The 23,333-nt window shown below is 71.3% G+C and carries 21 protein-coding genes; 11 read left to right on the top strand and 10 right to left on the bottom strand.

All coding sequences use genetic code 11. From position 1 onward, the window contains the following. The first annotated feature begins 83 nt into the window (after positions 1 to 83). Entirely contained in the window at positions 84 to 869 is a 786-nt protein-coding gene (locus ACFWIW_RS04405; RefSeq protein ID WP_240594826.1) for a DeoR/GlpR family DNA-binding transcription regulator, read from the top strand. Between the two features lie 44 nt (positions 870 to 913). Here ACFWIW_RS04405 and ACFWIW_RS04400 read toward each other — a convergent pair whose 3' ends face one another. Beyond that, positions 914 to 1,807: an ROK family protein gene (locus ACFWIW_RS04400; RefSeq protein WP_378367198.1), complete on the bottom strand. Its 894-nt coding sequence runs from the start codon at positions 1,805 to 1,807 to the stop codon at positions 914 to 916. A gap of 245 nt (positions 1,808 to 2,052) precedes the next feature. On the opposite strand from ACFWIW_RS04400, the gene ACFWIW_RS04395 reads away from it, so the two are divergent. Both ACFWIW_RS04395 and ACFWIW_RS04390 read left to right on the top strand, forming a co-directional pair. After that, complete coding sequence (locus ACFWIW_RS04395; RefSeq protein WP_034312940.1) at positions 2,053 to 2,259, top strand: CbtB-domain containing protein; 207 nt, start codon at positions 2,053 to 2,055, stop codon at positions 2,257 to 2,259. A 14-nt stretch (positions 2,260 to 2,273) separates the two neighbouring features. Continuing rightward, positions 2,274 to 3,029 carry a CbtA family protein gene (locus tag ACFWIW_RS04390; RefSeq protein ID WP_378367087.1) on the top strand — a complete coding sequence of 252 codons (756 nt, stop codon included), beginning with the start codon at positions 2,274 to 2,276 and terminating at the stop codon, positions 3,027 to 3,029. A gap of 32 nt (positions 3,030 to 3,061) precedes the next feature. Here the strand turns inward: ACFWIW_RS04390 and ACFWIW_RS04385 are convergent, their stop codons facing one another. Beyond that, positions 3,062 to 4,522 carry a cobyric acid synthase gene (locus ACFWIW_RS04385; protein ID WP_378367086.1) on the bottom strand — a complete coding sequence of 487 codons (1,461 nt, stop codon included), beginning with the start codon at positions 4,520 to 4,522 and terminating at the stop codon, positions 3,062 to 3,064. Further along, complete coding sequence (locus tag ACFWIW_RS04380; protein ID WP_378367085.1) at positions 4,519 to 5,451, bottom strand: cobalamin biosynthesis protein; 933 nt, start codon at positions 5,449 to 5,451, stop codon at positions 4,519 to 4,521. Before ACFWIW_RS04380 ends, ACFWIW_RS04385 begins: the two co-directional genes overlap by 4 nt. A 36-nt stretch (positions 5,452 to 5,487) precedes the next feature. Here ACFWIW_RS04380 and ACFWIW_RS04375 point away from each other — a divergent pair, with 36 nt between their 5' ends. Genes ACFWIW_RS04375 through ACFWIW_RS04365 form a run of 3 tightly spaced genes read left to right on the top strand, consistent with a single transcriptional unit; the run spans position 5,488 to position 7,867 of the window. Beyond that, on the top strand, positions 5,488 to 6,093 hold the full coding sequence (locus ACFWIW_RS04375; protein WP_378367084.1) for a bifunctional adenosylcobinamide kinase/adenosylcobinamide-phosphate guanylyltransferase: 606 nt from the start codon (positions 5,488 to 5,490) through the stop codon (positions 6,091 to 6,093). Between the two features lie 11 nt (positions 6,094 to 6,104). Continuing rightward, positions 6,105 to 7,124 carry a nicotinate-nucleotide--dimethylbenzimidazole phosphoribosyltransferase gene (gene cobT, locus ACFWIW_RS04370; RefSeq protein ID WP_378367083.1) on the top strand — a complete coding sequence of 340 codons (1,020 nt, stop codon included), beginning with the start codon at positions 6,105 to 6,107 and terminating at the stop codon, positions 7,122 to 7,124. Beyond that, positions 7,121 to 7,867: an adenosylcobinamide-GDP ribazoletransferase gene (locus ACFWIW_RS04365; RefSeq protein ID WP_378367082.1), complete on the top strand. Its 747-nt coding sequence runs from the start codon at positions 7,121 to 7,123 to the stop codon at positions 7,865 to 7,867. The genes cobT and ACFWIW_RS04365 overlap by 4 nt, the downstream gene beginning before the upstream one ends. On the opposite strand, the gene ACFWIW_RS04360 is transcribed toward ACFWIW_RS04365, so the two are convergent. The 6 genes from ACFWIW_RS04360 to ACFWIW_RS04335 form a co-directional block, all read right to left on the bottom strand. After that, positions 7,780 to 8,475 (bottom strand): hypothetical protein, encoded by a 696-nt coding sequence (locus tag ACFWIW_RS04360; RefSeq protein WP_378367081.1) that lies wholly within the window; start codon positions 8,473 to 8,475, stop codon positions 7,780 to 7,782. The two genes, ACFWIW_RS04365 and ACFWIW_RS04360, sit on opposite strands and share 88 nt — an antisense overlap. A 116-nt stretch (positions 8,476 to 8,591) precedes the next feature. After that, complete coding sequence (locus tag ACFWIW_RS04355; protein WP_378367080.1) at positions 8,592 to 9,020, bottom strand: hypothetical protein; 429 nt, start codon at positions 9,018 to 9,020, stop codon at positions 8,592 to 8,594. Positions 9,021 to 9,062: 42 nt separating this feature from the next. Continuing rightward, positions 9,063 to 10,109 (bottom strand): Rv2231c family pyridoxal phosphate-dependent protein CobC, encoded by a 1,047-nt coding sequence (gene cobC / locus ACFWIW_RS04350; RefSeq protein ID WP_378367079.1) that lies wholly within the window; start codon positions 10,107 to 10,109, stop codon positions 9,063 to 9,065. After that, positions 10,102 to 11,436: a cobyrinate a,c-diamide synthase gene (locus tag ACFWIW_RS04345; protein ID WP_378367078.1), complete on the bottom strand. Its 1,335-nt coding sequence runs from the start codon at positions 11,434 to 11,436 to the stop codon at positions 10,102 to 10,104. The genes cobC and ACFWIW_RS04345 overlap by 8 nt, the downstream gene beginning before the upstream one ends. Continuing rightward, positions 11,430 to 12,044: a cob(I)yrinic acid a,c-diamide adenosyltransferase gene (gene cobO, locus ACFWIW_RS04340; protein WP_378367077.1), complete on the bottom strand. Its 615-nt coding sequence runs from the start codon at positions 12,042 to 12,044 to the stop codon at positions 11,430 to 11,432. Before cobO ends, ACFWIW_RS04345 begins: the two co-directional genes overlap by 7 nt. Beyond that, positions 12,044 to 14,008 (bottom strand): putative cobaltochelatase, encoded by a 1,965-nt coding sequence (locus tag ACFWIW_RS04335; RefSeq protein WP_378367076.1) that lies wholly within the window; start codon positions 14,006 to 14,008, stop codon positions 12,044 to 12,046. Before ACFWIW_RS04335 ends, cobO begins: the two co-directional genes overlap by 1 nt. A 59-nt stretch (positions 14,009 to 14,067) precedes the next feature. Here ACFWIW_RS04335 and cbiE point away from each other — a divergent pair, with 59 nt between their 5' ends. From cbiE to ACFWIW_RS04310, 5 genes are read left to right on the top strand one after another with little or no spacing between them, the layout of a single operon-like run. Continuing rightward, positions 14,068 to 15,207: a precorrin-6y C5,15-methyltransferase (decarboxylating) subunit CbiE gene (cbiE, locus tag ACFWIW_RS04330; protein WP_378367075.1), complete on the top strand. Its 1,140-nt coding sequence runs from the start codon at positions 14,068 to 14,070 to the stop codon at positions 15,205 to 15,207. After that, positions 15,204 to 15,965 (top strand): precorrin-4 C(11)-methyltransferase, encoded by a 762-nt coding sequence (cobM, locus tag ACFWIW_RS04325; RefSeq protein WP_378367074.1) that lies wholly within the window; start codon positions 15,204 to 15,206, stop codon positions 15,963 to 15,965. Before cbiE ends, cobM begins: the two co-directional genes overlap by 4 nt. Then, the gene (locus ACFWIW_RS04320) at positions 15,962 to 16,957 is read left to right on the top strand and encodes a Gfo/Idh/MocA family protein (RefSeq protein ID WP_378367073.1); all 996 of its coding nucleotides are present in this window, start codon (positions 15,962 to 15,964) and stop codon (positions 16,955 to 16,957) included. The genes cobM and ACFWIW_RS04320 overlap by 4 nt, the downstream gene beginning before the upstream one ends. Then, a complete protein-coding gene (locus ACFWIW_RS04315) occupies positions 16,954 to 17,697 on the top strand; it encodes a cobalt-precorrin-6A reductase (RefSeq protein ID WP_378367197.1) in 744 nt (247 codons plus the stop codon). Before ACFWIW_RS04320 ends, ACFWIW_RS04315 begins: the two co-directional genes overlap by 4 nt. 33 nt (positions 17,698 to 17,730) lie before the next feature. Next, complete coding sequence (locus tag ACFWIW_RS04310; protein WP_378367072.1) at positions 17,731 to 20,835, top strand: arabinosyltransferase domain-containing protein; 3,105 nt, start codon at positions 17,731 to 17,733, stop codon at positions 20,833 to 20,835. A gap of 103 nt (positions 20,836 to 20,938) precedes the next feature. Here the strand turns inward: ACFWIW_RS04310 and helR are convergent, their stop codons facing one another. Beyond that, a complete protein-coding gene (gene helR / locus ACFWIW_RS04305; protein WP_378367071.1) occupies positions 20,939 to 23,122 on the bottom strand; it encodes an RNA polymerase recycling motor ATPase HelR in 2,184 nt (727 codons plus the stop codon). Between the last annotated feature and the right edge of the window lie 211 nt (positions 23,123 to 23,333).

Raw genomic sequence — 23,333 nt, 5'->3', positions numbered from 1 at the left:
CCGCTTCTCTCCGGCCGTATCGCGACGCGTAGTACTTTGTCCGGTGCGGTAAGCGACATCGCGCTTCGGGGAGGGAGCTGGTGATGAATCGGCATGAACGGCTGACGGCTTTATTGGACATGGTGGGAGAGCGGGAAAAAGTCGACGTCGAGGTTTCGGCGGGCGAACTCGGTGTCTCCCCCGCGACGATCCGCCGGGACCTCGACCATCTGGCCGGCCGCAATCTCGTGGTCCGCACCCGCGGCGGCGCCGTCGCGAGCAACGTCGCCTACGACCTTCCGTTGCGGCACAAGGCCGCGCGCAACGCGCCGGAACAGCAACGGATTTCCGCCGCCGCGGCCAGAATGGTCGATCCCGGCATGGTGGTCGGTCTCAACGGCGGCACCACGAGCACCGAGGTCGGCCGCGCGCTCGCGACCCGGCCGGATATGGGCGAGCCGACCGGCGGGCCGTCGCTCACCGTGGTGACGAACGCGCTCAACATCGCCCACGAACTCGCCGTACGGCCCAATATCAAGATCGTGGTGACCGGCGGGGTCGCGCGGCAGCAGTCGTTCGACCTGTCCGGGCCGCTGTCACAGCTGTTCCTCGACCAGATCTCGCTGGATCTGGTGTTCCTCGGCGTGGACGCCTTCGATCCGGTGCACGGCGCGCAGGCGCACCACGAAGGCGACGCGAGCACGAACCGGCTCATGGCGGCCCGCGCCCGGCAGGTCGTCGTCCTCGCCGACAGCGGGAAACTCGGCGGCCACGCCTTCGCGAAGATCTGCGCGACCGCCGACGTCGACGTGCTCGTCACCGACGGCCGCGCCGATCCCGAGCGGGTGCACGCCTTCGAGGAGGAAGGCGTGCGGGTGGTCAAGGCTTGAGCCGAGGCCCCCTGCCGACGTCGATCACGGACGCGGGTTCACCATCAGGCACCGAGCCGGTCCAGCGCCAGCAGCGCCGCGCCGAGCCTGCCCGCCTCGTCGCCGAGCCGCGCGATCCGCAGTTCGGGCATCCGCTGGAACTGCAGGTTCGCCGCCAGCCAGGCCCGCACCGGCTCGAGGACGTAGTCGCCCGCGGTGAACAGGCCGCCGCCGAGGACGACGACCTCGGGCGCGAGCAGGGTGACCAGGGTCTTGATGCCGTGGCCGAGCCCCTCCAGCGCGTCGTTGACCACGGAGATCGCGGCCTCGTCACCGTGGCGGGCGGCGTCGACCACCTGCTCGGCGCCTTCGGCCGGCCTGCCGGTGTGCTCGCTGTAGCGGCGGGCGATGGCCGACGCGGAGGAGATCGCTTCGAGGCATCCGGTCGCGCCGCAGCCGCACGGCAGCCGGTGGCCGACGTCGATATGCCCGATTTCGCCGCCTTGCCCACCCGCGGTGTACAGCTTCCCGTCGAGCTGGAGCGCGGCGGCGATCCCGGTGCCGACCGGGATGAAGGCGGCGTCGGTGCAGCCCTTGCCCGCGCCGACGCGGAACTCCGCGAGCCCGCCGGCGCGGACGTCGTGCCCGAACGCGAACGGCAGCCCGAGCCTGCTGTCGAGCATCTCGCCGAACGGCACGTCCCGGAAGTCGAGGTTCGCCGAGAACCTGGCCACCCGCTCGACGTCGTCGACGATGCCGGGGATGACCACGCCGACGGCGTCCGGCGTACCGGTCCCCGCCTGCTTGCCAAGGGTCTCCACGATCCGGGCGACCTGGTCCGCGAGCGCCTCGCCGTCCGCTCCGCGAGCCGTGGGCTCGCGCAAGCTGGCCAGGTCTTTCAGATCCGCGTCGTACAGGGCCGCCTTGATGGACGTTCCGCCGACATCGAGTGCCGCCACCGCAGGTGTCATGGCTGGATTTTGACATGCGCCCCGGCGTAACGAGCCTGCGCCGATCGGGTTCCGTCACATTGACCGGACGCTTCACCGCGACCTACGCTCGACCGGCCAGACGACGGCACCCGGAACGCGGTGAGAATCCGCGCGGTCGCGCCACTGTGACCCCGAGCGATCGGGGAAGCCAGACCCGGAGCCGTCGTGACACCCCTGAAGAGGCCGCGCTAGCCCGAGGAGGTCCCACCGCCATGTCCGAAGCGGTAGCCGCAGTACCCGTCCCCGTCCGGATCCCCGTCCGCGAGATCCTGCCCTGGGCGGTGCTCGTCATCCTCCTTTCGTTGATCACGCTGTACTTCGTCAGCGCCGAACAGGGCGCGGTGTCGGTGTTCGCGAATTCGTACGTCCACGAGTTCGTCCACGACGGCCGGCATCTGCTGGCCTTCCCCTGTCACTAGGCGGCACGCGCCCCATGATGAGGACCTTGCTGGTCCGCGGCATGCTCGCGGGCCTGGTCGCCGGTGTCCTGGCGACCCTTTTCGCGTATTTCTTCGGTGAGCCCTCGGTCGACACCGCAATCGGTCTCGAAGGCACCGCCGCGCATTCGCACAGCGCGCCGGGTGCCCACGAGCACGCTCCCGCGGAGGCCGAGGAGGAAGAGCTCGTCACCCGTGGTGTGCAGAGCACCGTCGGCCTGTTGACGGGCGTCGGTCTGTACGGTGTCGCGGTCGGCGGGCTGTTCTCGCTCGCGTTCGCCTTCACCTACGGCCGCCTCGGCACACTGCGGCCACGGGTGACCGCGGCGCTGCTCGCGGGTGGCTCGTTCGTGGTCGTGTTCCTGGTGCCGTTCCTGAAGTACCCGGGGAACCCGCCCGCGGTGGGTCAGGCCGGCACGATCGGGAGCCGGACTTCGCTGTACTTCGGGTTCGTCGCGCTTTCGCTGCTGATCGGCATCCTCGCGGCGGCGTTCGGCCGGAAGCTGGCCGACAAGCTCGGCGCCTGGCGCGGCGGCCTGATCGCCGCGGGCGGGTACGTCGTGCTGATCGCGGTGGCGGCGGCGCTGCTGCCGTCGATCGACGAGGTTCCCGACGGGTTCCCCGGTTCCACCCTGTGGACCTTCCGGCTCGCGTCGGTCGGCACGCAGGTGGTGCTTTGGACGGCGCTGGGCCTGACCTTCGGGGCGTTGGCCGAGAAGGCGCTGAAGCACAAGGCCGCATTGGGCTCGTGAGTGGCGAGGACGGTTCTAACCGTCCTCGCCACTCACGAGACCCCAGGCGGTACGAAAGGCAGAGAGCCGTCGGGACCGTCCTCGATCAGGCGCAGGAGCCGGGCGGTGTCGACGTGCTCCTCGACGGCGTCGGCGAGCCGATCCAGCATGCTCTCCCGCAGCGCGCCGAAGCCCGGTGCCCCGGCGGCGGGCGACCAGTCCGCCACCTCGCCGAGCCAGGCGCGCCGGAAGCCGTCGTTCTCGAAGGCCCCGTGCCACATCGTGCCCCACACCGCGCCCCGCCGGTATCCGTCCAAAAAGGACTCGGCGGGGCCGGTGGCGGTCACGGTGCCATGGTGGATCTCGTACGCCTCCACGGCTTGGCCGCGCCACGAACCGGTCGGCCGGGCCAGCACCTTGTCGGCGTTGAACGAGACGCGCGTCGGCAGCAGGCCGAGCCCGGGTACCGTTCCGGCGCCGGATTCGACGTCGTCCTCGATCTCGGCGGCCAGCATCTGATAGCCGCCGCAGATCCCCAGCACCGGGCGCCCCGCCTCGGCCCGCGTGCGCACGGCGTCCGCCAGGCCACGCGCCCGCAGCCACGCCAGATCGTCCACGGTCGCGCGGGAACCCGGCAGGATCACCACATCGGCGGAACGGACCGTGTCCGGGTCCGCGGTCAACGCGACCGAGACCCCGGGCTCGGCGGCGAGCGCGTCGACGTCGGTCGCGTTGGAGGCCCGCGGGAAACGCACGACGGCGACTCGCAGAGACCCGCCGGAAGCGCCCCAGCCCGCGGCGGCCAGCGCGTCCTCCGAGTCGATCCACACCTGGTCGAGCCAGGGCAGCACGCCGAAGACCTCGCGGCCGGTGAGCTTCTCCAGCGTCTCCAGTCCCGGCCGCAGCAGGCCCACGTCACCGCGGAACTTGTTGACCAGCCAGCCCGAGACCAGCGCCTGGTCTTCGGCGGACAGCAGGGCGAGGGTGCCGAACATCGCGGCCATGACGCCGCCGCGGTCGATGTCGCCCACGACGACCACGGGCAGGCCGAAGCGTCGCGCCAGCCCCATGTTGACGTAGTCGCCTTCGCGCAGATTGATCTCGGCGGGGCTGCCCGCGCCTTCGCACAGCACGACGTCGAAGCGCTTCCGCAGCGAAGAGAACGTGTCGAAGGCGATCTCCGCGAGCCCGGCCCGTCCCGTCGCGTACTCCCCCGCTTCCAGCGTGCCGAACGGTTTCCCGAGCGCGACGACATGGCTGCGCCGATCGCTCCCCGGTTTCAGCAGCACCGGGTTCATCGCGGCTTCGGGTTCGACACGGGCCGCCCGCGCCTGAAGCCATTGCGCGCGGCCGATCTCGGCGCCGTCGGAGCACACCATCGAGTTGTTCGACATGTTCTGGGACTTGAACGGCGCGACCCGCACGCCCCGGCGCGCGAGCCAGCGGCACAACGCGGCGGTGACCAGGCTCTTGCCCGCGTCCGACGTCGTCCCCGCGACGAGCAGGCCGCTCACCGCGCGACCGCCACCGCGACGGCGAGCGCGGCCAGCCCGACCGCCCTCGACAGCCGGACCGCGCGGCGCACGTCCACCGGCTCCGGTTCGCGGCCGTCGCCGAGGACGCCGCGGCGTTCGGTGCGGCCGCCGTAGCTGTTCGTCCCGCCCAGCCTGATCCCGAGCGCGCCGGCGAAGGCGGCCTCGACCTGGCCCGCGTTGGGACTCGGATGGTGCTTCCCGTCGCGGCGCCAGATCCGGAACGCGGGCCTGGCGAAGCCGCCCGCCAGCGGCGCCGACGCCACGGTGAGCACCGCGCCGACCCGGGACGGAACCAGATTCGCCAGGTCGTCCGTCCGCGCCGACGCCCAGCCGAAGTCGGCGTATTTCGGCGATCGGTAGCCGACCATCGCGTCGAGCGTGTTGAGCGCGCGGTAACCCAGCAGGCCGGGGATCCCGGCGACCGCGCCCCACAGCAGCGGCGCGACGACCGCGTCGGAGGTGTTCTCGGCGATGGACTCGGTGGTCGCGCGCGCGAGCTGCTCGCTGTCGAGGCCGGTGGCGTCGCGGGCGCACAGATGCGAAAGCCGCCGCCGGGCGCCGGGCAGGTCGCCATCGTCGAGCAGATGAGCCATGCGGGTGCCCTCGGCCGCGAGCCCCTTGCCGCCCAGGACCACCCAGGTGGACGCCGCGGTGAGCGCGAACCGCGCGAACGGGCGCTTCCTGGTGACGAACCGGGCCGCGACCCCCAATCCGGTGACGGTGCCCGCGCAGATCGCGGTGTACGCCGCTCCCCGCACCTTCGAATCGGCGTAAATCCGCTGTTCGAGGGCTTGCGCGGCGCGCCCGAAGCCCGCGACCGGATGCCACTTCCGTGGATCTCCGAACACGGCGTCGGCGACGTAACCGGTCACGAGTCCGGCTGCGGTGGCGGCTTGTCGGAGTGGCACGTGGCGAACGGTAGCGCGTGCACGAGAATGCGGGGTATGACCAAGCTGACGCATCGCCTCGCGAAGGTCCTGGAGACCCTCGCGCGGGCACTTCGCCGCTATTCGCGCGACGACGGCAAGGTGCTGATACTGGGCGGCGTCCGCTCTGGGAAGTCACACCACGCCGAGCGGCTCGCGTCCCGCCACCCGCACCTGACCTACGTCGCGCCCGGGCTGCCGCCGAGCGCCGAAGATCCCGAGTGGGCCGCCAGGGTGGCCGCGCACCGCGCGCGGCGGCCGGGCCACTGGAAGACCGTCGAGACCACCGACCTGGCCACGGTGCTGCGCACGGCGACGCATCCGCTGCTCATCGACTGCCTCGGCACGTGGATCAGCCGGGTGCTCGACGAGGTCGGCGCCTGGGAGCAGCGCAACGGCTGGGAGCGGCGGCTCGACGACCGGCTGGAGGATTTCCTGGCGGCGTGGGCGCAGGCCGACGTGCCGGTGATCGCGGTCAGCAACGAGGTCGGCAGCGGTGTGGTGCCCGCGACGGTGTCCGGACGCCTGTTCCGTGATGTGCTGGGCGCGCTGAACAACCGGGTGTCCGCGGTGTCCGACCGGACCGTGCTGGTCGTCGCCGGACGGATGCTCGACCTGCCTTAGGGAGCCTGCCCATGCCTTTCGCCATCCCCGCCCCGGACGCCGCCGCCGAAGCCGCCGCGCGCGCCAGACTGGACGGACTGGTCAAGCCGCTCGGTTCGCTCGGACGGCTCGAAGACCTGGCCGCCTGGCTGAGCGCGGCGCACGGTGTCGTCCCGCCGCGGCCGCTCGACGACGTCCGGGTGGTCGTCTTCGCCGGGGACCACGGGGTTTCCGGGATGTCGGCGTATCCGCGTGAGGTCACCGCGGCGATGGTCCGGGTGTTCCTCGCCGGGAAGAGCGGTGTCAGCGTGCTGGCCGGGCTGGCCGGGGCGAAGGTGCGGGTGCTGGATATAGCGGTGGACTGGGACGGCGCGGACGTGCCCGCCGAGGTCACCGCGCACAAGGTACGACGGGGTTCCGGCGCGATCGACGTCGAGGACGCGCTCGCCGAGGGCGAGGCGCGGACGGCGTTCGAGCACGGGCTGGCGATCGCGGACGAGGAGATCGACGGCGGCGCGGATCTGCTCATCCCCGGTGACATGGGGATCGGCAACACGACGGTCTGCGCGGCCGTGGTCGCCTCGTTGCTCGGCCTTTTCCCGGAAGACGTCGTCGGTACGGGCACCGGGATCGACGAGGCCGGGCGCGCGCGGAAGCTCGCGGTCGTCGAGGCCGCGTTGATCAGGGCCGGTGCGGTGAAGGACCCCTTCACGTTGCTGACGGCGCTCGGCAGCGCTTGTCTCGCCGCGACGGCGGGTTTTCTCGTGCAGGCGGCGGTTCGCGGGGTGCCGGTGCTGCTCGACGGCGTGTTCTCCGGGGCCGCGGCGGTCGTCGCCCGCGAGATCGCGCCGGGCGCCGAGCGGTGGTGGCTGGCCGGGCACCGGTCGACCGAGCCGTCGCAGGCGTACGCGTTGAAGGCGCTCGACCTGGAGCCGATCCTCGACCTCGGGCTGCGGCTCGGCGAAGGCAGTGGCGCCGTGCAGGCGGTGCCGACGCTGAGGGCGGCGCGGGCGATCCTCGCGGACATGGGCCTGCTGGCGGATCTGGCTTGATCGCCGACGCGCTGAGGATGGCCGTCGGCACCCTGACCACCGTCCGGGTGCCGGCACCGGGAGTGATCGACCGGCGGGTGGCGGGCGGCGCGATGGTGCTCGGCCCGCTGGCCGCCGTGCCGCTCGCGGCCGTCGCCGCGGTGATCGTCTTCCTGGGTGAGCTGGTCGGCCTGCCCGCGTTCGCGTCGGCGGCGCTCGCGTTGGGCGCGGTGGCACTGGGCAGCCGCGGGCTCCATCTGGACGGGCTCGCCGACACGGCCGACGGGCTCGGCGCCTCGTACGACCGCGCTCGGGCGCTGGAAGTCATGCGGCGCGGGGATTCCGGGCCGACCGGGATCGCGACCCTGGTGCTGGGGCTGCTCGTCCAGGCCGGCGCGCTGGCCGGGGCGATCTCGGCCGGGCACGGGATCGCGGCGGCCGCGGTCGCGGTCGTCGCCGGACGCGGCGTGCTCTCGCTGTGCTGTGCGCGCGGTGTCCCGTCGGCCCGGCCGGAAGGGCTGGGCGCGACCGTCGCCGGTTCGGTGCCGAGGTGGGCGGCGGCCGTGGTCTTCGCCGTGCTGGCCGGCGCGGCGGCACTGGTACTCCCGTGGTGGCAAGGGCTGATCGCGGTGGCACTGGGCTATCTGGCCGCGTCGGCGCTGCTGGCGCGATGTGTTCAGCGGCTGGGCGGGGTCACCGGGGACGTGCTCGGGGGTTGCGTCGAGGTCGCCGTCGCGGCGGTCTTGCTGGCCTCGTCGTTCTGAGGAACCGCGAGTTTCTCGTCGATCTCCGGCAGCCAGAAGCACAGCTCGAAGGTCTTCATCCCGGCCCAGAGGCCGAGCTTCCGCCCCTGCGACACCAACGTGAGCGACGAGAACAGCAGCAGCGCCGCGACGACGGCGGCGACGAACGGGTGCTTGCCCGCGAAGATGTCGACGATCGCGGCGATCGCGCCGAACAGCAACGGCGGCGCGCAGTTGCGCACCATGAGCCCGGACGCGCGCAGCCGCGTGACGTCGGCCGCGACCTCCTTGTCGTGCAGTTGCAGCGCGCACAGCAGGAGATGCGGGTTCTCCTTCAGGAACGGGCGGTCCTTCGCGGCGGGCATCCGGCGGACGAAATCCCGGGCCGCGTCCCGGTTCCGCCTGCGCGGCACGATCCGCTCCATCGCCTCGCCGAGCGGATACGCCAAATAGCCCAGCAGGAAACTGAGCACCACGATCACGACGACCAGCACCACGGTCGGCACGCCGCCGACGCTCGCCGCCGTCAGGATGTGGAGTTTCGCCCCGAGGTAGCCGAAAAACGCGACGTACAGCGCGCCGGGGATGGTGTAGGCGAAGAGATCGAAGACGCCGATCACGAAGTTCACTCGCCCATCCAACCATCCGGAGAGGGCGCGGCCGGACACTTTGTGTCGCGAAAGCCACTTTCAGGACGTCTAGCGTCTCGAAAGTGGCTTTCGCGACCTGAGCGGAAGGCTCCGGGCTACTCCTGGAACGAGTACTTCGGGGTGCAGCCGATCTCCTGACTGTTGTCCCAGCCGCACGCCCGCCAGTAGACCTTCTCGTTGTTCGGGACGTTCCCGATGTCGATCTTCTTGGTCTCGCCGCCGTAGGCGTGGGCCTTGTAGGTCTTGCCCTTCCAGTAGACGCGCAGTTCGATCGACAGTCCGTCGCCCCAGTTGTCCTGGACGTAGAAGTTGTCGATGTCGTCGCCGTGGTCGCTGTCGCGGTAGTCGTTCCATTCGACCCAGCCGTAGGTGGCCACCGGGCTCGAGATCTTCGTCCGGTATCCGTCGGGTGTGTCCCCGGCGCGTTCGTCCGCGACGGCGTTGCCCGGAACGGCGAGCCCCACCGCGGCGATGACGCCCGCTCCGGTGACGACGCGTTTCATCATCTTCCCCATGGCACGCATAGGTTTCCCCTCCTGCTTCGAATCGGGATGCAGTGCCTGGGACTATTCGCGCTCGCCGCCCTCCTGGCCACGCCTTTGCGCTGGAGCGAAAACAGCCAGCGCGGCCAGGAACGCGTCCACCGTCTCCCTGTCCCGCACCGCGATCCGCAGATACCGCGCGTCCAGCCCCGGGAAGGTGTCCCCACGCCGGACGGCGAACCCGCGCTCCCGCAACCGTTCCCGGACACCGTCGGCGCCCGGGAGCCGCACGAGCACGAAAGGCCCACGAGGCTCCCCCAGCACCTCGACACCCAGCGCGGCCAGGCCCGAAACCAGGTACTCCCGGTCCGCTTCCGCCGCCACGGCCAGCTTCTCGGCTTCCTCCAGCGCCGCCGGACGGCAACACGCCTCCACCGCGACGGCGGCCAGCGACGACACCGACCACGGGGGCTGCACCGCGCGCAGACTGTCCACAACGGACTCGTCGGCCAGCACGTATCCCGCGCGCAGCCCGGCGATCCCCCACGTTTTCGTCAGGCTGCGGAGAACGACGAAACCCGGTCGCCCCGCGACGCTTTCGGTCTCGCCGGGGACGGCGTCGAGGAAGGCCTCGTCGACGACGACCAGCCGATCCGGGCGGCCCAGCGCGAGCAGGTCCGCGGCCGGATGCAGCACGGAGGTCGGATTCGTGGGGTTCCCGACGAAGACCAGATCGGCTTCTTCCGGAACGTCGCGCAGCCGGAAACCGTCGTCCGGCGACAGCACCACCCGGTGCACGGCATGGCCGGCCGCGCGCAGGGCGGCTTCGGGTTCGGTGAACTGCGGGTGCACGACCGCCGCGTACGCCGGGCGCAACGCCGTGGCCAGCAACGTGAAGGCCTCGGCGGCGCCGGAGGTCACCAAGACCCGGGACTCGGGCAGCGAGTGCCGGGCGGCGACCGCGGCCGTGGCGGCGGTGACGTCCGGGTAGGCGGCGAGGTCGTCGAGGGCCGCCGCCAGTTCGGCGCGCAGCCAAGCGGGCGGCGCCGGGAGGCGGACGTTGACCGCCAGATCGACGAGACCTTCGCCGACCTCGCGATCGCCGTGATGCCAAAGGTCGTAATCAGCCATGAGCGTGCACCGCGGCGGCGAACCGCTCGGCGAGTTCGGGGTACCCGGCCCAGTGGACGTGCAGGTACGACGCGTGCAGCGACGCCGACGCGAAGCCGTCGGGAGTGCGGTCCCAGCCCCAGGCCGGGGTCGGGCCGCTGCCGGGTTCGACGATCGTGCGGTGGAATTCGTGCCCGGTGACCCGTTGCCCGGCGACCGCGAGCACATTGTCGGCGGGCGAGAAAGCCTTGCGGTACCCGAGTTTTCCGCGTTTCGTCATGGTGGCCGACGCGTCGAGGACGCCGGTCATCGGCAGCCCGTCGATGTCCTGGCACAGGTACAGCAGCCCCGCGCATTCGGCCACGACGGGCATCCCGCCGCCGACCGCCCCGGCGATCGCCGTCCGCAGCGGGAGATTCGCCGACAGCTCTTCGGCGTGCACCTCGGGGAACCCGCCGCCGAAGTACAGCCCGGCGCAGCCTTCGGGAAGTTCCTTGTCCTGCAAGGGATCCACGTCGACGACGTCGACACCGGCGGCGGCGAGCAGTTCGACGGCCTCGGTGTAGCGGAAGGTGAACGCCGGACCGGCCGCGGCGGCGACGACCGACCGCCGCCCCTCATACGAGAACGGAGGCCGCCAGGGCTCCCCCGAAAGCCGCGAAGCCGACCGCGCGACCTGCACGATCGCGCCGAGGTCCACCCCTTCGCTGATCCACGCGGCCAACTCAGGCAGCAGGCGTTCGGACTCGCTCGCCCGTTCCGCCGCCGGGACCAGGCCGAGGTGACGGCTGGGTGCGTGGATCTCTTCGTTGCGGTACAACGTTCCCAGCAGCGGGACGCCGGTCGCTTCCAGCGCGGTGACGATCTCGTCCGCGTGCCGTTGCGAGCCCAGCTTGTTGAGGATGACCCCGGCGAGCCGCACGCGGGTGTCGTATTGCGCGAACCCGAGGACGGTCGCGGCGACACTGCGGGACGCGGCCGAGGCGTCCACGACGAGCACCACCGGCGCGTCCAGCAACCGGGCGACGTGCGCGGTCGACGCGTAGCCCTCGGTGCCGAGCGCCCCGTCGAACAGGCCCATCACGCCCTCGATCACCGCGATGTCGGCGCCGGCGGAACCGTGCCGCAGCAACGGGATCAGCCGGTCCTCGCCTTGGAGGAACGGGTCGAGGTTGCGCGGGGGACGCCCGGTGGCGAGCGCGTGGTAGCTCGGGTCGATGAAGTCGGGGCCGACCTTGTGCCCGGAGACCTTCAGCCCCCGCGCGCGCAACGCCGCCATCAGGCCCGCGGCGATCGTGGTCTTGCCGTGCCCGGAGCCGGGCGCGGCGACGACCACGCGATTCACCATTCGATACCTCGCTGGCCCTTTTGCCCGGCGTCCATCGGATGCTTGATCTTCGTCATCTCGGTGACCAGGTCCGCCGCCTCGATCAGCTCCGGCGGCGCGTACCGGCCGGTGATCACCACGTGCTGATGGCCGGGGCGCGCGGTCAGCGTCGAGACGACGTCGTCCACTTCGAGCCAGCCCCATTTGAGCAGGTAGCTGAACTCGTCGAGGACGTAGAAGTCGTGGGTTTCGGCGGCGAGACGGCGTTTGATCTCGGCCCAGCCCTCACGCGCGTTCTCGGCGTGGTCCTCCTCGGAACCGGATTTACGCGCCCAACTCCAGCCTTCGCCCATCTTGTGCCACTCGACCGCGCCGCCTTGCCCGGTGTCGTCGTGCAGCTTGCCCAGCGCGCGGAAGGCGGCTTCCTCGCCGACGCGCCATTTCGCCGATTTGACGAACTGGAACACGCCGATCGACCAGCCCTGGTTCCACGCGCGCAGCGCCATCCCGAACGCGGCCGTGGACTTGCCTTTCATCTCGCCGGTGTGCACGGCGAGCAGCGGCCGGTTGCGGCGCTGGCGGGTGGTGAGACCGTCGTTCGGCACGGTTTCCGGTTTGCCCTGTGGCATTACGCCGCCTTTCCGGAGATACGGGTGCGGACGGCGCCCGCGAGGGTGTCGGCGGCGACCTCGGCGACCGGGACGTGTTCCGCGCCAAGGTGTTCCGCCAGTTCGGCGGCGAGCCCGAGCCGCATTTTCCCGCTCTCGCAGTCCATCACGATCGAGGTGACGTTCCCGGCCAGCAACCCGGCCGCCTGCCGGGCACGCTGGACGGCGTCGGCGCCGCTGGTCGCGCGGCCGTCGGTGACGACGACGAGCAGCGGACGCCGCAATGGATCACGGACCGCTTCGATCCGCAGCACCCTTGCCGCTTCGAGAAGTCCTTCGGCCAGTGGTGTGCGGCCGCCGGTCGCGAGACCGTCCAAACGGGACGCCGCGGCGTCGACACTGATCGTGGGCGGGAGCGCGAGTTCGGCGCCGGAAGCGCGGAAGGTCACCAAGCCCACCTTGTCGCGGCGCTGGTACGCGTCGAGCAGCAGCGACAGCACGGCGGTCTTGACCTCGCGCATCCGCTGCCGCGCGCCCATCGAACCGGACGCGTCGACGCAGAACAGCACCAGATTGCCCTCACGCCCTTCCCGCCGCGCGAACCGGAGATCCTGGGGCCGCACCACGAGCCCGGCACCGCTGCGGCCGCGCGAACGCTGATGCGGCGCGGCCGCGCGCACGGTCGCGAGCAGATGAGGATGCCCGTCCTTGGTCCCGGCGGGCTGGACGCCGATGGTCCGGCCGTTGTCGGTGATCGCCCTCGACCGCCGTCCCGCGGCGCCTTCGCCGGTGCCCTTCACTTCGAAACGCCTGGCGCGGAAGGCTTCCCCGGCGCCGACCGGCTTCTGGTCGCCGCCGCTCTTGCCGCCTCCCGACGGCTCCTGGCCGCCCTCAGACGGCGGCGGGCCTGAGGTTTCGCCGCCCTCCGGCGGAGTTCCCGAGCCGGGACCGTCGTCGTCGGGACCGGGGCCTTCGGGTTCGGCGTCCCGCAACGCCTGCTCCAGCTGTTCCTCGGAGATCCCGGGCGCGTCGAAGGGGTTGCGGCGACGGCGGTGCGGCAGCGCGAGCCGGGCCGCGACCCGGACGTCGTCGGTGGTCACCTCGGTGCGGCCGGCCCAGGCGGCGTGCGCGACCGCGGTCCGCGCGGTCACGATATCCGCGCGCATCCCGTCGACCTCGAAGGACGCGCAGACCTCGGCGATCTGCCGCAGCGCGTCGTCGGGGAGTTTGACCGAAGGCAGAAGTCGTTGTGCCGCCTCGATGTCCGCGGCGAGTTCGGCGTCGGCCGCCGCGTACTGTCCGGCGAAACCGTCGGGGTCCGCCTCGTAGGCGAGCCGCCGCCGGACGACCTCGACGCGCAGTTCGGGATCCCGGCTGGACGCGACCTCGACGGTGAGCCCGAAGCGGTCCAGCAGCTGCGGCCGCAGCTCGCCTTCCTCGGGGTTCATCGTGCCGATCAGGACGAACCGGGCCGCGTGCGACACCGAGACACCCTCGCGCTCGACGGTCGCGCGCCCCATCGCGGCGGCGTCGAGCAGCGTGTCGACCAGGTGGTCGTGCAGCAGGTTGACCTCGTCCACGTACAGCAGCCCGCGATGCGCGGCCGCGAGCAGGCCGGGCTGGAAATCGGTCACGCCGTCCGCGAGCGCGCGCTCCAGGTTCAGCGAACCGATCACGCGGTCTTCGGCCGCGCCGACCGGCAGTTCCACGAGCCGCGCGGGACGGCGGTGCGCGGGCGAGCCTTCGGCGTGCGGGCCGTCGGGGCAGGCCGGATCGGGCTCGACGGGGTCACAGGAGAACCGGCACGCGTCCACGACGTCGACACCGGGCAGGAGACCGGCCAGCGCGCGCACCATCGTCGACTTCGCCGTGCCCTTCTCCCCGCGCACCAGCACCCCGCCGACGGCGGGCGAGATGGAGGAAAGCACCAGCGCCAAGCGCAGATCCGGCATCCCCACAACGGCGGTGAACGGGTACGGCTTCACAGCTCTCCTGTCGTCGACGACCTCTGGCCGATCATCGCATAGGAATTCCGTCATCTAACGTGACCGAGGTGCGCGAAAAATCACCCCTGACGGTCGTCGGGATCGGGGCCGACGGCTGGCCCGGCCTGTCCGAGCGGGCCAAGGAGGCACTGCTCGGCGCCGACGTGGTCGTGGGCTCGCCGCGGCAGCTCGCGTATCTGCCTGCCGGGATGAAATCCGAGCCCTGGCCGAGCCCGCTTCTGCCCGCACTGGACGGCTTCCTCGCCGAGCGGGAAGGCCGCGTCTGTGTGCTGGCCAGCGGCGATCCGCTGCTGTCCGGTATCGGCACGACACTGATCCAGCGCGGCTACGACGTCGAGGTCCTGCCCGCGCTGTCCTCGGTCACGCTCGCCCGCGCGAAGCTCGGCTGGCCGGCGGAGGAGACCGAGGTGGTCACCGTCGTCGGCCGTGCGATCGGCCGCGTGAGCCGCGTGCTGGCGCCCGGAAGGAAGATCCTCGTCCTCGGCGCGAACGCCGAAGACCTGCTCGACCTGCTCAGAACCCGCGGTTACGGCAAGAGCCGCGTCACCGCGCTGTCCGACCTCGGCGGCCCCGACGAACGGGTGGGCCCCGGCTCGCTGACCGTGTTCGCCATCGAGGCCGACGGTCCCGCGCTGCCGCTGACCGGGCTGCCGGACGACGCCTTCGAGCACGACGGCCAGCTCACCAAACGCGACCTCCGCGCGTCCGCGCTGGCCAGGCTCGCGCCGACGCCCGGCGAGCTGCTGTGGGACGTCGGCGCGGGCGCGGGCAGCGTCGGGATCGAATGGTCCCGCGCGCATCCGCTGAACCGGGCGATCGCGATCGAGCGGTCGCCGGAACGGGCCGCCCGGATCACCCGGAACGCGTACACGCTCGGCGTCCCGGAACTCGATGTGGTGATCGGTTCCGCGCCGGAAGCACTCGAAGGGCTGACCAAGCCGCACGCCATCTTCATCGGCGGCGGGCTGACCGTGCCGGGTGTCCTGGACGCCTGCCTGGCGACCGGCGCGCGGATCGTCGCGCACGGCGTGACCCTCGAATCCGAACAGGCACTGGCCCGCGCGTACGGCGAACACGGCGGGGAGCTGATCCGCGTCGCCGTCGAACAGGCCGCGCCGCTCGGCGGATTCACCGGCTGGACCCCGGCGCGAGCCGTGACCCAATGGAGCAAGTCGTGATTGTCCACTTCATCGGCGCCGGTCCCGGCGCGGCCGACCTCATCACCGTCCGGGGCCGTGACCTGCTCGGCCGCTGCCAGACCTGCCTGTACCCCGGCAGCATGACGCCGACAGCGCTCTTGGAGTACTGCCCGGACGACGCCGCGCTCGTCGACACCGCGAACCTCGACCTGCCCGCGATCGTCGAGCGCATGGTGGAGGCCCACGGCAAGGGCCACGAGATCGCGCGGCTCTGCTCCGGCGATCCGTCGATCTACAGCGCGGTCGCCGAGCAGATGCGCCGCCTCGACGCGGCAGGCGTTCCCTACGACGTCACCCCTGGTGTGCCCGCGTTCGCCGCCGCGGCCGCGCTGCTCAACCGCGAACTCACCGTGCCCGAGGTCGGGCAAAGCCTGGTCATCACCCGCGCTCAAGCCCGGTCCACGGCCATGCCACCGGGTGAGACGCTGGCGAACTTCGCGCGCACCGGCACCACCCTCGCGCTGCATCTCGCGATCAACCGCATCGAGCAAGTAGTCGACGAACTGCGGCCCTTTTATCGAGAAGACTGCCCGGCGGCGGTGGTGGCGCTGGCGAGCCAGCCCGGTGAGCGGGTGCTGCGCGGCACCCTCGGCACCATCGCGGCGCAGGCCCGCGAAGCAGGGATCAGCCGCGCGGCGATGATCTTCGTCGGGGAAGTCCTTGCCGCGGAAGGGTTTCCCGACAGCTTCCTGTATTCGGCCACCCGTGATCGCGCGAGCCAACCGGAGTCGCTTTGAAGAACCTACGCTGGGGTCTGCTGGCCGCCGGGACCATCGCCGCCGAGTTCGCGGCGGGCGTCGAAGAGAGCAAGCACGGAGTGCTCGAAGCCGTCGCCGCGCGGTCCGGTGACCGGGCGGCCGAGTTCGCGAGCCGGTTCGAGATCCCGAAATGCTACGGCGCCTACGAAGACCTGCTCGCCGATCCGGACGTCGACGCGATCTACATCTCGACGCCGCATCCGCTGCACGGCGAATGGGCGATCCGCGCGGCCGAAGCGGGAAAGCACATCCTGTGCGAGAAACCGCTGACGATGTCCGTCGCCGAAGCCGAGAAGGTCGTCGACGCCGCCCGCGCGAACGACGTCTTCATCATGGAGGCGTTCATGTACCGGCTGCATCCGCAGATCCGGCGGCTGGCCGAGCTGATCTCCTGCGGCGCCATCGGCGAGGTCCGCGCCGTGGACGTCGCCTTCAGCTACAACTTCGCCGTCCCCCGGCTCACCGATCCCGCGCTGGGCGGCGGCGGGATCTTCGACGTCGGCTGCTACTGCACGTCGCTCGCGCGGCTGGTCTCGCAGGCGGCGACCGGGCAGGACGTCGTCGAGCCCGAAGAGGTGCTCGGGATGGCGAGGCTCGACGAGAACGGCGTCGACGAGGTCGCGTTCGGGCTGCTGCGGCTGCCGGGCGGGATCCTCGCGCAGCTGGCCTGCGGTTTCCAGCTGACGCAGGACGATCACATCCGCGTGTACGGCTCGGAAGGGCAGCTGTACGTGCCGAAACCGGCGTGGATCCACGAGATGCGCAAGCCGAAGACATCGCAGATCGTGCTCACGCCGGAAGGCGGCGAGCCCGAGGTGATCGAAGTCGAAGCGACACAAGGCCTTTTCGCCCGCGAAGCCGACCACGTCGCCACGCATCTCGACGATCGGCAGGCACCCGAACTCACCTGGGCGGAGACGCTCGCCAACCTGCGCACGCTGGAGCGGTGGCGCGCGGCCGTGGCGCGATGACGCTGCTGATCCTGGGCGGCACCGGCGAAGCACGCGAGCTCGCGAAGGAACTGGTGACGCGCGGTGAACACGTCGTGTCGTCGCTCGCGGGCCGCGTCGCACGACCCAAGCTGCCTGAGGGCGAAGTCCGCGTCGGTGGCTTCGGCGGCCCGGAAGGGCTCGCTCGGTGGCTGACCGAGAACGACGTCGACGCGGTGATCGACGCCACGCATCCCTTCGCCGAACGCATCGGCGCCAACGCGGCCTTCGCGGCGCGGGAAACGGGAACGCCGCTGCTCAGGCTCGCCAGGCCCGGCTGGACCGCGCAGCCCGGCGACAGCTGGCACTGGGCCGACGACCTCGGCCACGCCGCGCGGCTGCTCCCGGCGCTCGGCCAACGCGTGTTCCTCACCAGCGGACGGCAAGGGCTCGCCGCCTTCGCCGGGCTGGATCTCTGGTTCCTGATCCGCTGCGTCGACCCGCCGGAGGCGCCGCTCCCCCGCCGTCACCAAATCCTGCTGGACCGGGGGCCGTACACGGTGGGGAACGAACGCGCGCTCATGGAGCGGCACGGTGTCGAGGTCCTCGTCACCAAGGACAGCGGTGGCGCGATGACCGCCGCGAAGCTCACCGCGGCACGGGAGCTGAAGCTTCCGGTGGTCGTCGTCCGGCGGCCGCCACGGCCGGAAACGGCCAGCGTAACGACAGTTCAGGACGCCATAACCTGGTTGAGCGGCACGGCGAAGGGCAGCCCTGCGTAAGCCGTTCGGACCAGACCCGTTAGCGTTGCGCCGATGCGTTTGATCGCTGTCACGCTGGGGTTGCTGTCCGCCTTGTGCGCATTGGCTTTCCCCTTCCTGCCGGTGGTGCAGGACACAGCGGAGGTCGTCTGGCCAACGGGCGGCGACACCCGCTCCGTCAACGCGCCCTTGACCGGGTACTGGGCGCAGGACCTGCGCGTCGATCTTCCGTGCACGACGGTCCGCTCGCTCGACGCGCGCTCGCAGGGCCAGGCACTGCTGTTCTCCACCGTGCCCGACGGCCGCACCGACCCGCGCGCGGGCAAGGGCGTCGGCCTGCAGCTGCGCATCGACAACGGCGTGCTGCTCGCTTCCAGCCAGGGTCAGCAGATCGTGCAGCAGCCGCTGCCGGAGAACCGCTGCGACGTCAAGCTCCGCGCGGACGCGAACCAGATGACGGTGACCGTCGCCGAGACCGTGGTCTTCCACGCCGACGGCGACGTCCGGCCGCGGCTGGTCGGGATCTACTCGTCGATCAACGCGGGCAAGGACCCCATCGCCGGCCTGCACGTCTCGGTCGTCCCGGACACCCGCTACCAGACCTCGCCGACCGTGTGGAAGTGGATCATCGGCGTCATCGCGGCGCTGTCGTTCATCGGCTGCCTGATCGCGGTGTGGCGGATGGACTCCGGCTTCGCCCGCCGCGCGCCACGCTGGGCGCCGGTCGGCTGGTGGCGGCTGACCGCCCGCGACGCGACGGTGATCGTCGCGCTCGGCGCGTGGGTGTTCATCGGCCCGGTCACCTCGGACGACGGCTACATCCTCACGATGTCGAGAGTGGCCGAGGAGACCGGCTATCTCACGAACTACCACCGCTGGTTCGGCGTCGCCGAAGCGCCGTTCGGCTGGTTCTACCACGTGTACCAGCTGATGGCGCACGTCAGCACGGTGCCGCCGTGGATCCGGCTCCCGTCGTTCCTGCTCGGCGTGCTGAGCTGGCTGCTGATCAGCCGCGAGGTCATGCCGCGCCTTGGCACCCAGGTCCGCACCAGCCGCGCCGCCGGCTGGGCCGCCGCCGCGGTGTTCCTGGTCTGGTGGATGCCGTTCAACAACGGGGTCCGGCCGGAACCGGTCGCCGCGCTGGGCTCGCTGCTGGCGATCTGCGCCGTCGAGCGCGCGCTGGTGACCCGCCGTCTGCTGCCGCTGTGCCTCGGGCTGACCGCGGCCGGGTTCACCCTGGCCGCGACGCCGACCGGGCTGATCGCGGTCGCGCCGTTCCTGGTCGCCGCGCGCCCGCTGTACAAACTGGTGCGCCAGCGCGCCGAGAACGGCTGGCTGCCGGTGCTCGCGCCGGTGCTGGCCGCCGGGCTCTTGGTGCTGGTCGTGGTGTTCGCCGACCAGACCTTCGCCACCGTGCAGGAGGCGACCCGGATCCGCACCCTGGTCGGCCCGAACCTGTCGTGGTTCCAGGAACTCGCGCGCTACCAGCTGCTCTTCGAGAGCCTGCCGGACGGCTCCGTGCCACGCCGGTTCCCCGTGCTGCTGGTGCTGCTGTGCACCGGGACCTGCCTGGTGGTGCTGCTCCGCCGCGGCCGGATCCCCGGCGCCGCGCTCGGCCCCAGCCGCCGCCTGATCGGCACGGTCGCGCTGTTCTTCCTGCTGCTGGCGCTGACGCCGACCAAGTGGACGCACCACTTCGGCGCGTTCGCCGCGGTCGGCGCGGCGATGGCGGCGCTGACCGCGCTGGCGACCAGTTCGACGGTGCTGAGGTCACGGCGCAACCGGGCGGCGTTCCTCGCCGGGCTGCTCGTGGTCGGCGCGCTGGCCGCGACCGGGCCCAACTCGTACTGGTTCGTCTCGAAACTCGGCGTGCAGTGGACGGCGGTGGCGCCGTCGATCGGCGGGATCCCGCTGTCGACCATCCTGCTGATCGCGGCCGCGATCTCCGGGGTGTACGCGTTCGTGGAGAACGTCCGCGCGCACCGGCCCGGTCTCCAGGCGGGACCGCAGGAAGGGCGGAGCCGGTCGCTGCGGCTCGGTTCGCTGTCGCTGGTGGTCGTCTGCGGCCTGATGGCCACGGGCGAGTTCGTCAGCATGGCGTGGGCGATCCACAACCAGTCGGGCTCCTACAGCCTCGGCGCCGCGAACTTCGGGCATCTGTTCGGCAAGAGCTGCAACCTCTCCGACCACGTGATGGTGGAACGCGACGCCGCGACCAGCATCCTGCGGGCCCAGCCCGAACAGCGGACGGTGCCGGTGAAGAAGGAGGAGCCGCCCGCCGGGCAGACCCCGCCGCCGCTGCCCGATCCCGAACAGGACAACGGCCGCGTGCAGACCGGGTTCCACACCCGCGCGATCGACGACAAGGACCCCCTCGCGGAACCGCCGCACGGCTTCAAACCCGACGAAGTCCCGATGTGGAGCAGCTTCCTCGACCCCGAAACGCGGGCCGGGCGGCTGCGCAGCGACTGGTACGCCCTCTCCGAAAAGCCGGCCGACGGCCAGATCGTGGTCGCCACCGCGGGCGCGGCCCGGCGGCCGACGTCGGTCAGCCTCGACTACGGCGTGAACACCAGCGAAGGCGTGAAGATCGTCCGCAGCCAGTTCGTGCTGCCGCCCGGCGCCGGGACCAACGGCTGGAACGACACCCGGATCAACCTGCGCGACCTCCCCGCCGAGACGACGTCCGTGCGGATCAACATCGTCGACAACGACCTCACCGAGGACGGCTGGATCGCCGCGTCCGCGCCCCGCGTGCCGACGTTCACCACGCTGACCGAGAAGATCGCGGGCAAACCGGTGTACGTCGACTGGCCGGCGTCGTTCGTGTATCCGTGCGTGCAGCCGGTGACCTCGCACGACGGCATCTCGAAGATGCCCGAGTACCGGATCACCGCCGGCGCCGTCGCCGACGAGGCGAACTGGGCGTCCAGCACCAACGGCGGCCCGATCGGCTGGCTCGAAGAGGTCGCGGCCGAACCCGAGGTGCCCAGCTACCTGATCGGCCAGCCGAGCCAGTCGTGGGGCCAGCTGCTGCAGGTCGAACCGTTCACCGAGGGGATCGCGCCGACGATCGTCCACGGCGAGAAGGTCGTCCCCGGCTGGTGGTCACCCGGTCCCGGACCGCGCCAACCGAACGGCAAGGACCCCACGCGCTGACAAGCGTGATCAGCCGGACGGCATGCGTGATGGAACGGACGACACCTGTGATCAGACGGACGGCAGAGAGTCGTCCGTCTGATCACGCGTGTCGTCCATCCAGTCACGCGTGTCGTCCGTTCAGGCCCGCCAGCGCGGGCGGGAGCGGGCCTTCGTGCAGGACGCCGAGGCGCTGCGTAGCGCGCGTGAGCGCGACGTAGAGCTCAGCGGCACCGCGCGGGCCATCGGCCAGGATGCGTTCCGGGTCCACGACGAGGACGGCGTCGTACTCGAGCCCCTTCGTCTCCGAAGCGGGCACTGTGCCCGGCACGCCGGGCGGGCCGATCACGACGCTGGTGCCTTCACGCCCGGCCTCGTCCTTGACGAACTCCTCGATGGCACCCGCGAGGGATTCCCCGGAGACCTGCCGCGCCCATGGCCGGATCCCGTTGGACCGCACCGATTCCGGTGCCCGGACCTCGGGCGCGAACTCGGCGAGCACCGACGCCGCGACGGCCATGATCTCCGCCGGGGTGCGGTAGTTCACCGTCAGCGAGCGGTAGACCCAGCGGCCCGGCACGTACGGCTTCAGCATCGCGTCCCACGAACGCGCCCCGGCCTCGGACCGGCGCTGCGCCAGATCGCCGACGACGGTGAACGACCGGTTGGGGCAGCGCCGCATCAGCACCCGCCAGTCCATTTCGGACAGTTCCTGCGCCTCGTCGACCACGACGTGCCGGTACGTCCAGTCCCGGTCCGCCGAGGCACGCTCGACGAGGCTGCGCGTGTCGTGCTCGACGAACCGGTCTGCCAGCTCGTCGGCGAAGAGCAGGTTCTCCGCCGACAGCATGATGTCCTCGTCCATCTCCTCGCGGTCGAGTTTCATCGTGTCGAGCACACCTTCGGCGTACTCGGCCTCGGCCTTCTTCGCCCGCGCGAGCGCCATCTCGGCGGCCTTGTCCTCCGCCTTGTCGCGGCCGAGCAGGTCGACCAGTTCGTCGAGCAACGGCATGTCCGACACCGTCCAGGCCTCGCCGTCGGCGCGCAGCAACGCCTGGTCCGCTCCCGCCGCGCGAAGCCGCTCGGAGGACGAGAGCAGCGACCCCAGCAGGCTTTCGGGCGTCAGGATCGGCCAGAGCGCGTCGAGCGCGGTGGTGAACGTCTCGCTCTCCGCCAGCTCCTTGAGCAGGTCCTTCCGCAGCCGCTCCCATTCGTCGCGGTCGTCCCGGCTGAGCCAGCCGCGCCCGATCCGCGCGATCGCCCGCTCGGTCAGGACGTAGGTGACGATGTCGGTGAACGTCCCGCGCGCCTCGTTGTGCGGCAGGCCACTCTTGCGCGCCTCGTCCCTGGCCCATTCCGCGGTCTCGGCGTCGATCCGCACGGTGACGTCGGCCAGGTCGATCAGCACCGGCTCCTCCGGCAGCCGCTGCCGGTCGGCGACGGCCGCCTTGAGGACGTCCAGCATCTTCAGCGAACCCTTGAGCCGCGTGGCCTCCGGGCCGTCCTCGGCGGTGATGTGCTTGCCGGGCACGAAATCGCCGGTGGTCATGAACACCACGTCCGTCTCGCCCAGCGACGGCAGGACGCGGCCGATATGGTGCAGGAACGCCGGATTCGGCCCGACCACGAGCACGCCGTGCCGCTCCATCCGCTCGCGCTGCGTGTAGAGCAGATACGCGACGCGGTGCAGCGCGACGACGGTCTTCCCGGTCCCCGGCCCGCCCTCGATCACGAGCACCCCGGGATGCTCGTGCCGGATGATCTCGTCCTGTTCGGACTGGATCGTCGCGACGATGTCCCGCATCCCCTCGCCACGCGGCGCGTTGACGGCCGCGAGCAGCGCCGCGTCACCCTCCGCGTCGCCGCCGGGGCGGCCGAACACCTCGTCGGTGAACCCGAGCAGCTCACGGCCGTGCGTGTGGAACTGGCGGCGACGGCGCATCTTCTCCGGGGTCGCCGCGGTCGCGGTGTAGAACGGGCGCGCCGCCGGCGCCCGCCAGTCGAGCAACACCGGTTCGTAGTCGTCGTCCTCGTCGAACAGGCCGATGCGGCCGATATACGAGGTCTCCCCCGCCAGGCTGTCCAGCCTGCCGAAGCACAGCCCGTTGTCGACGACGTCCAGCCGCCGCGACTCCCTCGCCAGCGCGCGCACCTCGACGTCACGTTCCATGGCCGTCCCGCCGGTCCCGCCCAGTGCGGCCTGGTACTCCCCCTTCACACGCGCGCGTTCGGCGTCCAAGCGCGTGTAGAGCCCGGCGACGTATTCGCGTTCGGACCGGAGCTCTTCTTCATGACCCTGAGTTGACACAGACTCCCATTTCGCCAGGTTTCGGCTACGGCGAGTGAGTCTGAGGCATCACCGGGGTCTTGTGGCAAGTCCCCCCATGCGCTATATGTTTATTACGGAGGGAGTTACTCCGTCTCTTTCTTCGGCCCCGTCGGGCCATCGTCCACTCGCATCGGCGACGTTGCGAAAGCCACTTTCGCAACGTTGAAGGTTGCGGAAGTGGCTTTCGCAA

Source organism: Amycolatopsis sp. NPDC058340, from assembly GCF_042723975.1.
Classification (GTDB): Bacteria; Actinomycetota; Actinomycetes; order Mycobacteriales; family Pseudonocardiaceae; genus Amycolatopsis.
Note: the sequence above shows the minus strand (reverse complement) of the source record. Positions and strands in the feature narration are given on the sequence as shown.

Excerpts from the sequence above, each read along its gene's own strand:
- ACFWIW_RS04405 (WP_240594826.1), top strand. The coding sequence starts at position 84 with ATGAATCGGCATGAACGGCTGACGGCTTTATTGGACATGGTGGGAGAG.
- ACFWIW_RS04395 (WP_034312940.1), top strand. The coding sequence starts at position 2,053 with ATGTCCGAAGCGGTAGCCGCAGTACCCGTCCCCGTCCGGATCCCCGTC.
- ACFWIW_RS04390 (WP_378367087.1), top strand. The coding sequence starts at position 2,274 with ATGATGAGGACCTTGCTGGTCCGCGGCATGCTCGCGGGCCTGGTCGCC.
- ACFWIW_RS04375 (WP_378367084.1), top strand. The coding sequence starts at position 5,488 with ATGACCAAGCTGACGCATCGCCTCGCGAAGGTCCTGGAGACCCTCGCG.
- cobT (WP_378367083.1), top strand. The coding sequence starts at position 6,105 with ATGCCTTTCGCCATCCCCGCCCCGGACGCCGCCGCCGAAGCCGCCGCG.
- ACFWIW_RS04355 (WP_378367080.1), bottom strand. The coding sequence starts at position 9,020 with ATGCGTGCCATGGGGAAGATGATGAAACGCGTCGTCACCGGAGCGGGC.
- cobC (WP_378367079.1), bottom strand. The coding sequence starts at position 10,109 with ATGGCTGATTACGACCTTTGGCATCACGGCGATCGCGAGGTCGGCGAA.
- ACFWIW_RS04345 (WP_378367078.1), bottom strand. The coding sequence starts at position 11,436 with ATGGTGAATCGCGTGGTCGTCGCCGCGCCCGGCTCCGGGCACGGCAAG.
- cobO (WP_378367077.1), bottom strand. The coding sequence starts at position 12,044 with ATGCCACAGGGCAAACCGGAAACCGTGCCGAACGACGGTCTCACCACC.
- ACFWIW_RS04315 (WP_378367197.1), top strand. The coding sequence starts at position 16,954 with ATGACGCTGCTGATCCTGGGCGGCACCGGCGAAGCACGCGAGCTCGCG.
- ACFWIW_RS04310 (WP_378367072.1), top strand. The coding sequence starts at position 17,731 with ATGCGTTTGATCGCTGTCACGCTGGGGTTGCTGTCCGCCTTGTGCGCA.